The sequence below is a fragment of the Azospirillum sp. genome (assembly GCF_050789165.1).
This window is the reverse complement of the sequence record NZ_JBOZRT010000040.1, coordinates 78,517-91,838: the sequence shown is the minus strand read 5'-3', so window position 1 is coordinate 91,838 and position 13,322 is coordinate 78,517. Positions and strand designations below refer to the sequence as shown.

Below are 13,322 nucleotides of genomic sequence, written 5' to 3'. Positions count from 1 at the left end.
CAACGGCGCGACATACCGTCACGCCAACAATCACGCTGTGGCATCAAACTACATCAACGATGCCGGGGAGGAAAGCATGAACCAGCTGTCGCGCCGCACCATGCTCAAGGCCTTCGCCGCCGCTCCGGCCGCGGGGGCGCTCATCGGGATGCCGGGCATCGCCCGCGCCGCCGAGTTCGAGCTGAAGTACGGCAACAACCTGCCGCTCACCCACCCGCTGAACGTCCGCGCGCAGGAAGCGGCCGAGCGCATCGCGCGCGAGAGCAACGGGCGCGTCAGCGTGCAGATCTTCCCGAACAACCAGTTGGGCGGCGACACCGACATGCTGAGCCAGGTGCGCAGCGGCGGGATCACCTTCTTCACACCGTCGGCGCTGGTGATCGCCACGCTGGTGCCGGTGGCGGCGATCAACGCGGTCGGCTTCGCCTTCTCCGACTACGGGCAGGTGTGGGCGGCGATGGACGGCAAGCTGGGCGCGCACGTGCGCGGCGCCATCTCCAAGGTCGGCCTCTACGCCTTCGAGAAGATGTGGGACAACGGCTTCCGCCAGATGACCAGCAGCGGCAAGCCCATCGAATCCGCCGCGGACATGAACGGCCTGAAGATCCGCGTGCCGGTCAGCCCGCTGTCCATCGCCATGTTCAAGGCGCTCTCCGCCGCCCCGGCCAGCCTGCAGTTCAGCGAGGTGTATTCGTCGCTGCAAACCCGCATCGTCGATGCGCAGGAGAACCCGCTGCCGATCATCCAGGTCGCCAAGCTGTACGAAGTGCAGAAGTACTGCGCGCTCAGCAACCACATCTGGGACGGCTTCTGGTTCATCGCCAACGGCCGTGCCTGGAACGGCCTGCCGCCGGACCTCCAGAAGATCGTGGCGGGCGCCATCAACGACGCCGGCGTGGCGCAGCGCGAGGACATCAAGGCGCTGAACCTGTCGGTGCAGAAGGACCTGGAGAGCAAGGGCCTGGCCTTCAACCGGCCCAACCCCGACAGCTTCCGCGCCAAGCTGCGCGACGCCGGCTTCTATTCGGAATGGAAGGGCCGCTTCGGCGACGAGGCCTGGGGCCTGCTGGAGGGCGCGGTCGGCAAGCTGGCGTGACGGTTCATAGCCCTCCCCTGCTTCCGGCGGGGGAGGGGTGGGTGGGGGCAGCGGCGCGTCCGAGACTCAACGCCCGCCACCGACGCCGTAGCCCCCACCCTCCCGCTGCGCGGGTCCCTCCCTCCCCCAGCGGGGCTGGGGGAGGGCGAGAAGGCTGGTGAGACTCTATGCACCCCCACACCGAGGAGCGCACGACCATGTCCGGCGAAGCGACCGTGTTCCAGACGACGGCTTCCTCCGGCCCGGGCCCCCATCTGGCCGACCGGCTGGACCGCGGCCTCGCCGTCACCGTCGAGGCGGTGGCGGCGCTGCTGGTGCTGGTGGAGATCGTCATCCTCTTCGCCGGGGTCGTCGCCCGTTACGTCTTCCACGCGCCGCTGGTGTGGTCGGACGAGCTGGCCTCCATCCTCTTCCTGTGGCTGTCCATGCTGGGCGCCGTGGTGGCGCTGCGGCGCGGCGAGCACATGCGGATGACCGGGCTGGTCAGCCGCGTCGGTCCGCAAGCCCGCGCCCTGCTGGAGACGCTGGCGATCACCGCCCCCGTCGCCTTCCTGGCGCTGATCCTGCACCATGCGGCCGACTACGCCATGGAGGAGCAGTACATCGTCACCCCGGCGCTGGAGATATCCAACGCGTGGCGCGCCGCGGCGCTGCCGACCGGCGTGGCGCTGATGCTGGTTGTGGCGCTGGTGCGGCTGATGCGCTTGCGCTCGCCCAAGCTGGTGCTGGCGGCGGTGGCGCTGACCGCCGGCGTGGTCGGCGCCTTCTGGCTGGCCGGGCCGGTGCTGAAGCCGCTGGGGCAGGCCAACCTGATCATCTTCTTCGTCGGCGTGGTGGCGGCCAACGTGTTCGCCGGCGTGCCGATCGCCTTCTCCTTCGCGCTCGCCACCTTCGGCTATCTGGCGCTGACCACCACGACGCCGCTGCTGGTCATGGTCGGCCGGCTGGACGAGGGCATGTCGCACCTGATCCTGCTGGCGGTGCCGCTGTTCGTCTTCCTGGGTTTGCTGATCGAGATGACCGGCATGGCGCGCGCCATGATCCAGTTCCTCGCCAGCCTGCTGGGGCACGTGCGCGGCGGGTTGTCCTACGTGCTGATCGGGGCGATGTACCTGGTGTCCGGCATCTCCGGCTCGAAGATCGCCGACATGGCGGCCATCGCGCCGGTGCTGTTCCCGGAGATGAAGAAGCGCGGCGCGGCGCCGGGCGACCTCGTGGCGCTGCTGTCGGCCACGGGCGCGCAGACCGAGACCATCCCGCCCTCCATCGTGCTGATCACCATCGGCTCGGTCACCGGCGTGTCGATCGCGGCGCTGTTCGCCGGCGGGCTGCTGCCGGCGGTGGTGCTGGGCGCGGCGCTCTGCGCGGTGGTCTGGTGGCGCTACCGCCACGAGGACCTCAGCCACGTGGCGCGCACGCCGAAGCGGGAGATCGCCCGACTCGCCCTGGTGGCGCTGCCGGCCATCGCGCTGCCCTTCGTCATCCGCGCCGCGGTGGTCGAGGGCGTGGCGACCGCCACCGAGGTGTCGACCATCGGCATCGCCTACGCGACGCTAATGGGGCTGCTGGTCTACCGGCAGTTCGACTGGGCGCGGCTGCGGCCCATGCTGATCGAGACCGCGTCGCTGACCGGGGCCATCATCTTCATCGTCGGCTGCGCCACAGCCATGGCCTGGGGCTTGACGCAGTCCGGCTTCTCCCGCGATCTGGCGCGCTGGATGGCCGGCATTCCCGGCGGGGGATACGGCTTCCTCGCCATCTCCATCGTCGCCTTCGTCATCCTTGGCAGCGTGCTGGAGGGCATCCCCGCCATCGTGCTGTTCGGGCCGCTGCTGTTCCCCATCGCACGGGCCGCCGGCGTGCACGAGGTGCACTACGCCATGGTGGTGATCTTCGCCATGGGCATCGGCCTGTTCGCCCCGCCGTTCGGCGTCGGCTACTACGGCGCCTGCGCCATCAGCAAGGTCCACCCGGATGAGGGCCTGAAGCACATCTGGGGCTACGTCGCCGCCCTTCTCGTGGGCCTGGTCGTCGTGGCCGCCATCCCCTGGATTTCCACCGGCTTCCTGCCTTTCTGAGGCCGCCGGTCCCTCTTTCCCGATCCTTCTCTCAGGGAGCTTTCGCATGAGCCGATTCTTCGGCGAGATCCGGCAGGCCGGCTATGTCGTGGACGACATCGAGGCCGCCATGGACTACTGGAGCCGCACGCTCGGCATCGGCCCGTGGTTCTACAATGAGCGCGTGCCGATCAAGAACTACACCTACCGCGGCGAGCGGTACGAGGTGCACAACTCGGTGGCGCTGGCCAACTCCGGCCCGTTGCAGATGGAGCTGATCCAGACCCGCAACGACGCCCCCTCCATGTACCGCGACTTCCGGCAGGCCGGGCGCACCGGGCTCCAGCACGTCGCCTACTGGACTGAAGCCTACGACGCCGACATGGAACGCCTGCTCAAACAGGGCTTCAAGCCGGTCATGAGCGGCGAGGTGGGGGAGCGCGGGCGCTTCGTCTACTTCGACACCGAGTACCACCCCGGCACCGTCATCGAGCTGTCGGAGGTCGCCGGCCCCAAGGGCAAGATGTTCGACCTGATCCGCGCCGCCTCCGAGGGCTGGGACGGCAGCGACCCTGTGCGCCCGTTCCCCGACCTCAGCCGGCTGTGAGCCTCGCATGCGCCTGGAAGCCGACTACCTGATCGAGACGCCGATCGACCCCGCCAGGGTGGCCGAGGTGATGGCCGGCGAGCAGTCCTGCGGCACCTTCACCCGCGTGCACGGCGAGACCGACGACCTGCGCGCCCGCGCCCGCGCGGTGGTCGAACGCGTCGAGGAGCTGCCCGCCGCGCTCACCCCCAGCCTGCCGAACAGCTGGCTGGAGCGGCAGAAGCGTCCGGGGCCGTGGCGGCGGGCGAGGGTCACCATCTCGTTCCCGGTCGCCAACCTCGGGCCGAACCTGCCAACGCTGGCGGCGACCGTGGCCGGCAATCTGTACGACCTGGGCGAGGTCACCGGGCTGCGGCTGGAGTCGGTGCGCGTCCCCGCCGCCTACCGCGCGCAGTTCGACACCCCCAGGCACGGCGTCGCCGGCACGCGGCGGTTGACCGGCGTCACGGACGGCGCGCTGGTCGGCTCGATCATCAAGCCGAACGTCGGGCTGTCGGCCGAGGAGACGGGGGAACTGGTCGGCCAGCTCTGCGCCGCCGGGTTGGACTTCATCAAGGACGACGAGATCAGCGCCGACCCCGCGCACGCGCCGCTGGCCGAGCGCGTCCCGGCGGTGATGCGGCGGGTGCGGGCGCACCAGGACCGCACCGGCAAGCACGTGATGGTCGCCTTCAACATCACCGACGAGACCGACGCCATGCGCCGCCACGCCGATCTGGTGGAGCGCGAAGGCGGCAGCTGCGTCATGGTCAGCCTGAACTGGTGCGGCTTCTCGGCGGTGCAGACGCTGCGGCGGGGCACCGGGCTGGTCCTGCACGGCCACCGCAACGGCTTCGGCGCGCTCTCCAGGCACCCGATGCTGGGCATCGGCTTTGATGCCTATCAGGTGCTCTGGCGGCTGGCGGGTGTCGACCACATGCACGTGCACGGCTTGCAGGGCAAGTTCGCCCAACCGGACGCCGAGGTGATCGAGGGCGCGCGCGCCTGCCTGACGCCGCTCGCCGACGGGGCGGACGACCGGGTGATGCCGGCCTTCTCCTCCGGGCAATGGGCGGGCACCGTGCCGGTGACCTGGGACGCCGTGGGCACCGACGACCTGCTGTTCATGTCCGGCGGCGGCATCATGGCGCATCCCGATGGTCCGGCGGCCGGCGTCGCCTCGATCCGGCAGGCGTGGGCGGCGGTGCGCGCGGGCACCGGCCTGGAGGACGCGGCCAAGGCGCAGCCGGAACTGAAGCGGGCGCTGGAGTTCTTCGGGGGCAAGGCGTGAGGCCGCGCTACGGCTGGTACGGCGACGACTTCACCGGCGCCACCGACACGCTGGCGACCCTGGCGAAGGCCGGGCAGCGGGCGCTGCTGCTGCTCGGCGTGCCCGACGCCGGGCGGCTGGCGGACCTCGGCCCGCTCGACGCGCTGGGCATCGCCGGGGCGGCGCGCGGCATGGACCCGGAGGCCATGCGGGCGGAGCTGGAGCCGGTCGGGCGCTTCTTCGCCGGGCTCGGCGCGCCGGTGATGCACTACAAGTGCTGCTCGACCTTCGACAGCGCGCCGCACGTCGGCAGCATCGGCGCCGCCGTGGCGGCGCTGCGGCCGTTCTTCCCGAATCCGTTCCTGCCCATCGTCGGCGGCCAGCCGAACCTCGGCCGCTATTGCCTGTTCAGCACTCTTTTCGCCGCGGCCGGCACCGGTGGGGCCGTGCACCGCATCGACCGCCACCCCACCATGCGCGCCCACCCTGTCACCCCGATGGCCGAGGCCGACCTGCGGCTGCACCTCGCCGCGCAAGGGCTGTCCGGCGTGGCGGCCCTGCACTACCCCGACTACGACCTGGGCGACACGGAACTCGACGCGCGGGTGGGCCAGGGCTGCGTCCTGCTCGACGTCGCGCGCCCGGCGCACCTCGCTCCCATCGGCCGGCTGATCTGGGAGCGCGCCCGCCGGGCGCCGCTGCTGGCGGTGGGGCCGAGCAGCGTGGCGCAGGCCTTGACCTCGCACTGGTCGCTCACCGGTCCGGCGGCGGCCCGCCCCATCGACGGCGCGCTGGAACCGGCGCGCGGCCCGGTGTTCGTCATGGCCGGCAGCCTGTCGCCGGTGACGCGCCGGCAGGTCGAGGCCGCCGCGTCCTTCGACCGCCTGCGCGCCGACGCCGGCCCGCTGTGCGCCGACCCCGCCTACGCGGCGCGTCTGCGGGAGGACGTGGCCGCCTGTCTGCGGGCCGGGCGGCACGTGCTGGTCTGGACCGCGCCGCCGGACGGCGCGCCCGACGCGGCACAGGCCGCGGCGGTCGCCACCGCCACCGCGGCCTTCGTCGCCGACGTGGTGCGCGCGGCGCCGGTGCGGCGGCTGGGCATCCTCGGCGGCGACACCTCCAGCCGGGCCGTCGCCGCGCTCGGCTGCTGGGGGCTGTCCTACGCGACCACGCTGGGGCCGGGGGTGACGCTGTGCCGGAGCCACGGCGACGACCCCGCCTGCGACGGTGTCGAGCTGATGCTCAAGGGTGGCCAGATGGGCGCCGAGGATCTGTTGGAGCGCCTCGTTCACGGGTGAACATGGTTTGCAATCTTCGCAAATGCTGCGATTCAAAAGCGTAGATTCTCGCAAGATTGCATGATTTTTCCGCCCGAGGCTTGCGAAGCTGCGAAGGATGCGAATAATCGCCTGCGGTTCGATTGACGAGGACGCATCCATGCAGACGCTCATCGATGGTTTCCGGACGTTCCGCGCCACGGCGTTCCAGGATCATAAGGAGCGTTACCGACACCTCTCCATCGCCGGGCAAAGCCCGCGCGCGGCGGTGATCGCCTGCTGCGATTCCCGCGTCGATCCGCAGCTGATCTTCGGGGCGGGGCCGGGCGATCTGTTCGTTATCCGCAACGTCGCCAACCTGGTACCGCCCTACGCGCCGAGCGCCGACTACCACGGCACCAGCGCGGCGCTGGAGTTCGCGGTGCGGCAATTGAACGTGCCGCAGGTCATCGTCATGGGCCACACCCGCTGCGGCGGCATCCGCACGCTGCTCGACCGTGGGACGGACGGCGGCGACTTCATCGGCCCGTGGATGTCCATCGCCGCCGACGTGCGCGCCCGCGTCCTCGACGGCGCGACGCATCCCGAGCAGGCCTGCGCCGCGGCCGAGCGCGAGGTGATCCGCCAGTCGCTCGCCAACCTCATGAGCTTCCCCTGGATCCGCGAGAAGGTGGAGGCCGGCACCCTGGCGCTGCACGGCTGCCTGTTCGACGTGGCGGCGGCCGACCTGCTGCTGCACGACCCGGCCAACGGCGCCTTCCTCTCCATGGCCGCGGAGACCGAGCGTCTGCCGCCGGCCGTGTGCGGGTGAGCGGTCAGCGTCCCAGGAAGCTCTGCCGTTCCAGCCCGTGCCGCGCCATCTTCTCGTTCAGGGTGCGGCGCGGGATGCCCAGCAGGTCGATCACCGCCTTGATGTCGCCGCGGCAGCGCGTCAGCGCCTGTTCGATCAGGCGCTTCTCGTAGGCGTCGACCTGCTCCGGCAGGGAGCGCCGGCCGATGTCCGCCTCGCCCACGGGCCGGCGCCGCAGCAGCGCCGCCACCCCGCCGCGGCCCAGCGTCAGCACGTGGCGTTCGGCAAGGTTGCGCAGTTCGCGCACGTTGCCCGGCCAGTCGTGCGCCAGCAGCGCGTCGACGTCCACCGGCTCCAGCGGGCGCGGCTCGCGGCCGTGCAGCGCGGCGAACTCCGCGGCGAAGAAGTCGAACAGCAGCGGGATGTCCTCACCGCGGTCGCGCAGCGGCGGGATGTGCAGCTCGGCGACGTTCAGGCGGTAGTAGAGGTCGGCGCGGAAGCGCCCCGCCTCGCTGGCGGCCAGCAGGTCCACCTTGCTGGCGGCGACGATGCGGATGTCCACGGCGACCGCCTTGTTGGAGCCGAGCCGCTCGATGCTGCGCTCCTGCAGGGCGCGCAGCAGTTTCAATTGGATCGCCGCCGGGATGCTCTCCACCTCGTCGAGGAAGAGGGTGCCGCCGTCGGCGTGCTCAATCCGGCCGACGCGGCGCTGCGCGGCGCCGGTGAAGGCGCCGGGCTCGTGGCCGAACAGCTCGCTCTCCGCCATGCTCTCGGGGATGGCGCCGCCGTTGACGGCGACGAAGGCGCCTCCGGCGCGCGGGCCGAAGTCGTGCAGGCAGCGCGCCACCACCTCCTTGCCGGACCCGGTCTCGCCGTGGATCAGCACGCTGGCGCTGGTGGCGGCCAGTTCCAGCACCTCGCGCCGCAAATCCTGCATCGCGCGGGACGTGCCGACCAGCCGCCCCTCGATGCCGCGGCCGGAGACCTGCCGGCGCAGGCCGCGGTTCTCCAGCACCAGCCGGCGCTTCTCGCAGGCGCGGCGGATCACCTCGGTCAGGCGCTCGGGCTCGAAGGGCTTCTCGATGAAGTCGTAGGCGCCGCGCCGCATCGCCTCGACCGCCATGGCGACGTCGCCGTGCCCGGTCACCAGGATCACCGGCACGTCGCCGTCGCGCTCCAGCGCGTGGTCCAGCACCGTGAGGCCGTCGGTGCGCGGCATCCGCACGTCGGTGACCAGGATGCCGGGGAAGTCGGGCGTCAGGCGGGCCAGCGCCGGCTCCGGCGTCTCGAACGCCTCCACCGCGAAGCCGGCGAGGCGCAGCCATTGCTCGACCGAGACGCGCATCGGCATCTCGTCGTCGACGAACAGGACGTGTCCCATACGGGGGCCCAGCTCAGCCATGCGCGGCCTCCGGCAGGATCATCACGAAGGTGGCGCCGCCTTGCGCGTTGTTCTCGGCGCGCAGGCTGCCGCCGAAGTCGCGCACGATGCCGTAGGACAGCGACAGCCCGAGGCCCAGCCCTTCGCCGACCTCCTTGGTGGTGAAGAACGGGTCGAACAGGCGGGCCTGATGTTCCGGCGCGATGCCGGTTCCGGTGTCGGAGATCCGCACCTCCCACACCCCGGCGCCATGCACGGCCGACACGGCGATGCGGCGGTCCTCCACGCCCGACAGCGCGTCGGCGGCGTTGCGGATCAGGTTGACCAGCACCTGCTCCAGCCGCACCGCGTCGCCGCGCACCACGGCGTTGTCGGGCACGGCGCGGGTCAGGTCGATGCCGTCGTGGCGCAAGCGCTGGCCGAGCAGCAGCAGCGCGCGGTCGAGCGCCTGACCCACCGGCACCGCCTCCACCCGCGCCGGCCCCTTGCGGGCGAAGGTCTTAAGGTGGCCGGAGATCACCGCCATGCGTTCCGCCATGTCGGCGATCATGCCCAGGTTGCCGAGCACCGAGGGGGTGTCGCCGCGCTCCGCCAGCAGGCGGGTGGACGCGACGAAGGTGCGGATCGCCGCCAGCGGCTGGTTGAACTCGTGCGCCAGCGCCGCCGACATCTGGCCGAGCGCTGCCAGCTTGCCGGCCTGCACCAGCTCCTCCTGCGCGTCGCGCAGCACCTGGTTGGCGGCGGCCAGCTCGCGGGTGCGCTCGTCGACGCGGCGCTCCAGCGTCTCGTTCGCCTCCCGCTGGAGGCGCAGGGTCTCGGCGCGCTGGCGGGCGAGCAGCAGGCCGGCGGCCAGCAGCAGCACCAGCGCCGCCGTCAGCACCGCGCCGCCGCGCGCCTGCGCCAGCACCGGCTCCACGTCGGAGAGCAGACGGACGGTCGCGCCGAGGTCGGGCAGGGCAAGCTCCTGCATGAGGAGGGCGCCCGAGCCGGGCAGCGTCACCGTGCCGTCCGGCCGGCTGGTCAGGCCGAGCGGACGGAGGTCGGCGCCGGCGTACTGCCGGGTGGCGGCGAGCTGGGCGCGCACCGGCTCGGCCAGGGCGCGCAACGGGCGGTACTTCCACTCGGCGTGGCTGGCGAGGAAGACGACGCCATTCTCGTCGGTGACCAGCACCCGCTCCCCGGCGGCCTGCCAGTCTCGCTGCAGCGGCTCCAGGTCGACCTTGACGATGGCGACGCCGGCCAGCCCCTCCGGTCCCGTGGCGGCGCGTGACAGGAAGTAGCCGGGCACGCCGGTGGTGGCGCCGACGCCGTAGTAGCGGCCGCTGCCGCCCCGCGCCGCCTGCCGGAAATAGGGGCGGAAGTCGTAGCTGTTGCCGACGAAGCTCTGCGCCGGGTCGTTCCAGTTGCTGGCGGCCAGCGTCATGCCGGTACGGTCGGTGACGAACAGCGCGGCGGACCCGGCGGCCTCGTTGGCGGTCTCCAGCAGGTGGTTGGCGATGGCTTGACGCTCGGGCGAGGGCGCGGCCAGCAGGGCCAGCACGTCCTTGTCGCGCGCCAGCAGGAAGGGCAGGTAGTCGTAGCGGCCGATGGCGGTGCGGATGCCGCTGGCATAGAGGCCGAGGCGCTGCTCGCCGACCCGCCGCAGCTCGGCCAGCCCGCTCGCTTCGACCCACCGGTGAGTCTGCCAGGAGGCGAGCGCCACCGTCGCGGCGAGCGCCACCGCCCACAGGACGCGCACGCCGATGGGGCGCCGGGAAGGCGCGTCCGTCTGGGAATCGGTCCGGGCGATGGACATCGTTGGGGCTCGCGGTGGAGGGGACGGGCAGCTTGCTCGGGTGGGCAAGGGCAGGTCAAGGGGAGCATTAAAGCCCTCCCCCGCCTCCGGCGGGGGAGGGTTGGGTGGGGGCAGCGGTGTTGGCGGCGGGCGTGGATTCTCGCGTGCGCCGCTGCCCCCACCCTCCCGCTGTGCGGGTCCCTCCCTCCTCCAGCGGGGCTGGGGGAGGGTCGGCAAGAATCCGCCGACGCGCCGCGCTCCATCGGCGGAAATCCGCTGATGCACATCCGAAAACATCAGCCTCCTCAACGATTCCGCGTCCGGCACGCGGCTTGCCTTAGGGGGAGCCAACCCGCGGGTCCGCCGCGGGACAGCTGAGGAGAGGATCAATGTCCAGGAAGACCCTGATCGCCGCCGTCGCGGCGCTCGCCGCCTTCGCCACGCAGACGGCGCACGCCGACGATGTGGTGCGGCTCGGCAACCTGAAGTTCGCGCATTACGGCGCCATCTCCTACATGAAGGAGATCGGGCCGAAGTACGGCCTGAAGATCGAGGAGCGGGTGTTCCCGAAGGGCATCGACATCCTGCCGGCGATCGTCGCCGGGGAGATCGACGCCGCCGCCAGCGCCGTGGACGCCGCCATCGCCGGCCGCGCCTCGGGCGTGCCGATCTACGCGGTGGCCGGCTTCGCCAAGGGCGGGGCGCGCATCGTCGCCAAGCCGGACGCCGGGGTGAAGACGATCGCCGACCTGAAGGGCAAGAAGGTCGGGGTGCCGCGCGGCGGCGCGCAGGAACTGGTGCTGCTGGCCGAGCTGGCGAAGCACGGTCTGTCCTGGTCCGATCGTGGCGGCAAGGACGTGCAGATCCTCTACATGGCCTACGCCGACCTCAACCAGGCGCTCGCCGCCGGCAGCATCGACGCCATGTCGCAGTCGGAGCCGCAGTCGAGCCAGGCGATCAACAAGGGCTTCGGCGTCGAGGTCATCAAGCCCTACGACACCGAGCTGGGCGAGCCGGTGCGCTCCCTGGTCGTGACCGAGGACTTCTACAAGAAGAAGCCGGAAGTGGCCGAGCGCTTCATCCGCTGCTTCGTCGAGGCCACCGCCACCTTCCTGTCCAAGCCGGAGCTGGCCGAGAAGTACGTGCGTGAGACCGTCTTCAAGGGCCAGATCACCAGCCAGGACTACCAGGACGCCATCGGCAACTCGCCGTTCAGCTACGACATCACGGTCGAGCACGTGCAGGTCACCACCGACATGATGCAGAAGTACGGGGTCGGCCGCATGAACACCCCGCCGAAGGCCGCCGAGTGGGTCAAGCTCGACCTGCTGGCCAAGGCCAAGACCGCCGTCCAGGTGAACTGAGGACAGGGGAGAGCACGCCATGTCCCGTCCCTCCCGCATCACGCCGGCCGCGCTGGCGCGCGGCGCCCTGGTGCCGCTGATCGCCGTCGCCGTCTGGCAGGCGCTGTCCTCGTCCGGCATGGTCAACCCCACGGTGCTGCCGTCGCCGGGCGCGGTGGTGGTGCGCTGGTGGCACTACCTGCTGCCGGCCGACCCGTACGACCCGGCGCAGTCCTGGCTCGCCTGGGCGCTGTCGGGCGAGATGCTGACCGACGCCTACTCCAGCCTGTACCGCGTCGTGCTCGGCTTCGTGGTGGGGGCGGGGCTGGCGCTGCCGCTCGGCCTGCTGATGGGCACCAGCGAGCGCGTCTACGGCCTGATGGACCCGCTGGTCCAGGTGCTGCGCCCGATCCCGCCGATCGCCTACATCCCGCTGGCGATCCTGTGGTTCGGCCTGGGCAACCCGCCGGCGGTGTTCCTGATCGCCATCGGCGCCTTCTTCCCGGTGCTGATGAACACCATCGCCGGCGTGCGCCACGTCGACGGCATCTATCTCCGCGCCGCGCGCAACCTGGGGGCCGGCAGCCTGACCATGTTCGTGCGCGTCATCCTGCCGGCGGCGACGCCGTACATCCTGGCCGGTGCGCGCATCGGCATCGGCACCGCGTTCATCGTGGTGATCGTGTCGGAGATGATCGCCGTCAACGCCGGCCTCGGCTTCCGCATCCTGGAGGCGCGCGAGTTCATGTGGTCGGACAAGATCATCGCCGGGATGTTCACCATCGGCTTCCTGGGCCTGGGCATCGACATCGCGATGAACCGGCTGAACAACCATCTGCTGCGGTGGCACCGCGGCCTCGACAGCTGAGCGGAGGCGTCCCCATGATCACCGCACTCAAATCCGTCCCCGCCGCCGTTCCCGAGACCGCCCCCGTGCAGATCGAGGTGCGCGGGGTGGACAAGGTGTTCGCCACCGGCGGCCATGAGGTCGTCGCGCTGAAGGGCATCGACCTGGAGGTCCGCCGCGGCGAGTTCATCTGCCTGCTCGGCCCCTCGGGCTGCGGCAAGTCGACGCTGCTCAACGCCGTCGCCGGCTTCCAGCCGCCCTCGAAGGGCGTGGTGCTGGTGGACGGCCAGGCGATCACCGCGCCCGGCCCCGACCGCGGCATGGTGTTCCAGGAATACGCGCTGTTCCCCTGGATGACGGTCGCCGAGAACATCGCCTTCGGCCTGCAGATCAAGCGCATGGGCAAGGCGGAGATCGCCGAGCGGGTCGAGGCGCTGCTGCACAAGCTGCACCTGCAGGACTTCCGCAACCGCTTCCCGAAGGACCTCTCCGGCGGCATGCGTCAGCGCGTCGCCATCGCCCGCGTGCTGGCGCTGGACAGCCCGATCCTGCTGATGGACGAGCCGTTCGGCGCGCTCGACGCGCTGACCCGCCGGACGCTGCAGGACGAACTGCTGCGCATCTGGGAGGAGGTCGGCAAGACGGTGCTGTTCGTCACGCACTCCATCGAGGAGTCGATCTATCTGGCCGACCGCATCGTCGTGATGACCTACCGGCCGGGCACCATCAAGCAGGACGTGCGGGTGGAGATGCCGCGCCCGCGCGACGGGGCGTCGGCGGAGTTCAACCGCCTGAAGCGCGACCTCGCCCAGATGGTGATGGAGGAGCAGCAGCGCTTCAACGCCGATGAGATCCACTCGGTCACGGCGGATTGATGGAACGCCCCTCTCCCGTTGCGGGA

11 protein-coding genes are annotated in these 13,322 nt (G+C 71.2%); 9 read left to right on the top strand and 2 right to left on the bottom strand.

The features are described 5' to 3' along the window. Nucleotides 1–76 precede the first annotated feature (76 nt). From ACRWK7_RS09600 to ACRWK7_RS09575, 6 genes are all read left to right on the top strand, one after another. The gene (locus ACRWK7_RS09600) at nucleotides 77–1,096 is read left to right on the top strand and encodes a TRAP transporter substrate-binding protein (protein ID WP_431855985.1); all 1,020 of its coding nucleotides are present in this window, start codon (nucleotides 77–79) and stop codon (nucleotides 1,094–1,096) included. A gap of 197 nt (nucleotides 1,097–1,293) precedes the next feature. Next, nucleotides 1,294–3,174 (top strand): TRAP transporter large permease subunit, encoded by a 1,881-nt coding sequence (locus tag ACRWK7_RS09595; RefSeq protein WP_431855984.1) that lies wholly within the window; start codon nucleotides 1,294–1,296, stop codon nucleotides 3,172–3,174. A 46-nt stretch (nucleotides 3,175–3,220) separates the two neighbouring features. Continuing rightward, complete coding sequence (locus tag ACRWK7_RS09590; protein WP_431855983.1) at nucleotides 3,221–3,760, top strand: VOC family protein; 540 nt, start codon at nucleotides 3,221–3,223, stop codon at nucleotides 3,758–3,760. A 7-nt stretch (nucleotides 3,761–3,767) separates the two neighbouring features. Continuing rightward, on the top strand, nucleotides 3,768–5,030 hold the full coding sequence (locus tag ACRWK7_RS09585; protein ID WP_431855982.1) for a ribulose-bisphosphate carboxylase large subunit family protein: 1,263 nt from the start codon (nucleotides 3,768–3,770) through the stop codon (nucleotides 5,028–5,030). Continuing rightward, the gene (locus tag ACRWK7_RS09580) at nucleotides 5,027–6,307 is read left to right on the top strand and encodes a four-carbon acid sugar kinase family protein (RefSeq protein WP_431855981.1); all 1,281 of its coding nucleotides are present in this window, start codon (nucleotides 5,027–5,029) and stop codon (nucleotides 6,305–6,307) included. The genes ACRWK7_RS09585 and ACRWK7_RS09580 overlap by 4 nt, the downstream gene beginning before the upstream one ends. A 139-nt stretch (nucleotides 6,308–6,446) precedes the next feature. Further along, a complete protein-coding gene (locus tag ACRWK7_RS09575; protein ID WP_431855980.1) occupies nucleotides 6,447–7,097 on the top strand; it encodes a carbonic anhydrase in 651 nt (216 codons plus the stop codon). Nucleotides 7,098–7,101: 4 nt separating this feature from the next. On the opposite strand, the gene ACRWK7_RS09570 is transcribed toward ACRWK7_RS09575, so the two are convergent. After that, a complete protein-coding gene (locus ACRWK7_RS09570) occupies nucleotides 7,102–8,478 on the bottom strand; it encodes a sigma-54-dependent transcriptional regulator (RefSeq protein WP_431855979.1) in 1,377 nt (458 codons plus the stop codon). Continuing rightward, nucleotides 8,471–10,252, bottom strand: a complete 1,782-nt coding sequence (locus ACRWK7_RS09565; RefSeq protein WP_431855978.1) for an ATP-binding protein — start codon at nucleotides 10,250–10,252, stop codon at nucleotides 8,471–8,473. The genes ACRWK7_RS09570 and ACRWK7_RS09565 overlap by 8 nt, the downstream gene beginning before the upstream one ends. Nucleotides 10,253–10,620: 368 nt before the next feature. Between ACRWK7_RS09565 and ACRWK7_RS09560 the strand changes: the two genes are divergently transcribed. From ACRWK7_RS09560 to ACRWK7_RS09550, 3 genes are read left to right on the top strand one after another with little or no spacing between them, the layout of a single operon-like run. After that, the gene (locus ACRWK7_RS09560; RefSeq protein ID WP_431855977.1) at nucleotides 10,621–11,595 is read left to right on the top strand and encodes an ABC transporter substrate-binding protein; all 975 of its coding nucleotides are present in this window, start codon (nucleotides 10,621–10,623) and stop codon (nucleotides 11,593–11,595) included. A gap of 19 nt (nucleotides 11,596–11,614) precedes the next feature. Next, nucleotides 11,615–12,442: an ABC transporter permease gene (locus ACRWK7_RS09555; RefSeq protein WP_431855976.1), complete on the top strand. Its 828-nt coding sequence runs from the start codon at nucleotides 11,615–11,617 to the stop codon at nucleotides 12,440–12,442. A 14-nt stretch (nucleotides 12,443–12,456) separates the two neighbouring features. Further along, nucleotides 12,457–13,296, top strand: a complete 840-nt coding sequence (locus ACRWK7_RS09550; protein WP_431855975.1) for an ABC transporter ATP-binding protein — start codon at nucleotides 12,457–12,459, stop codon at nucleotides 13,294–13,296. Nucleotides 13,297–13,322: the final 26 nt, after the last annotated feature.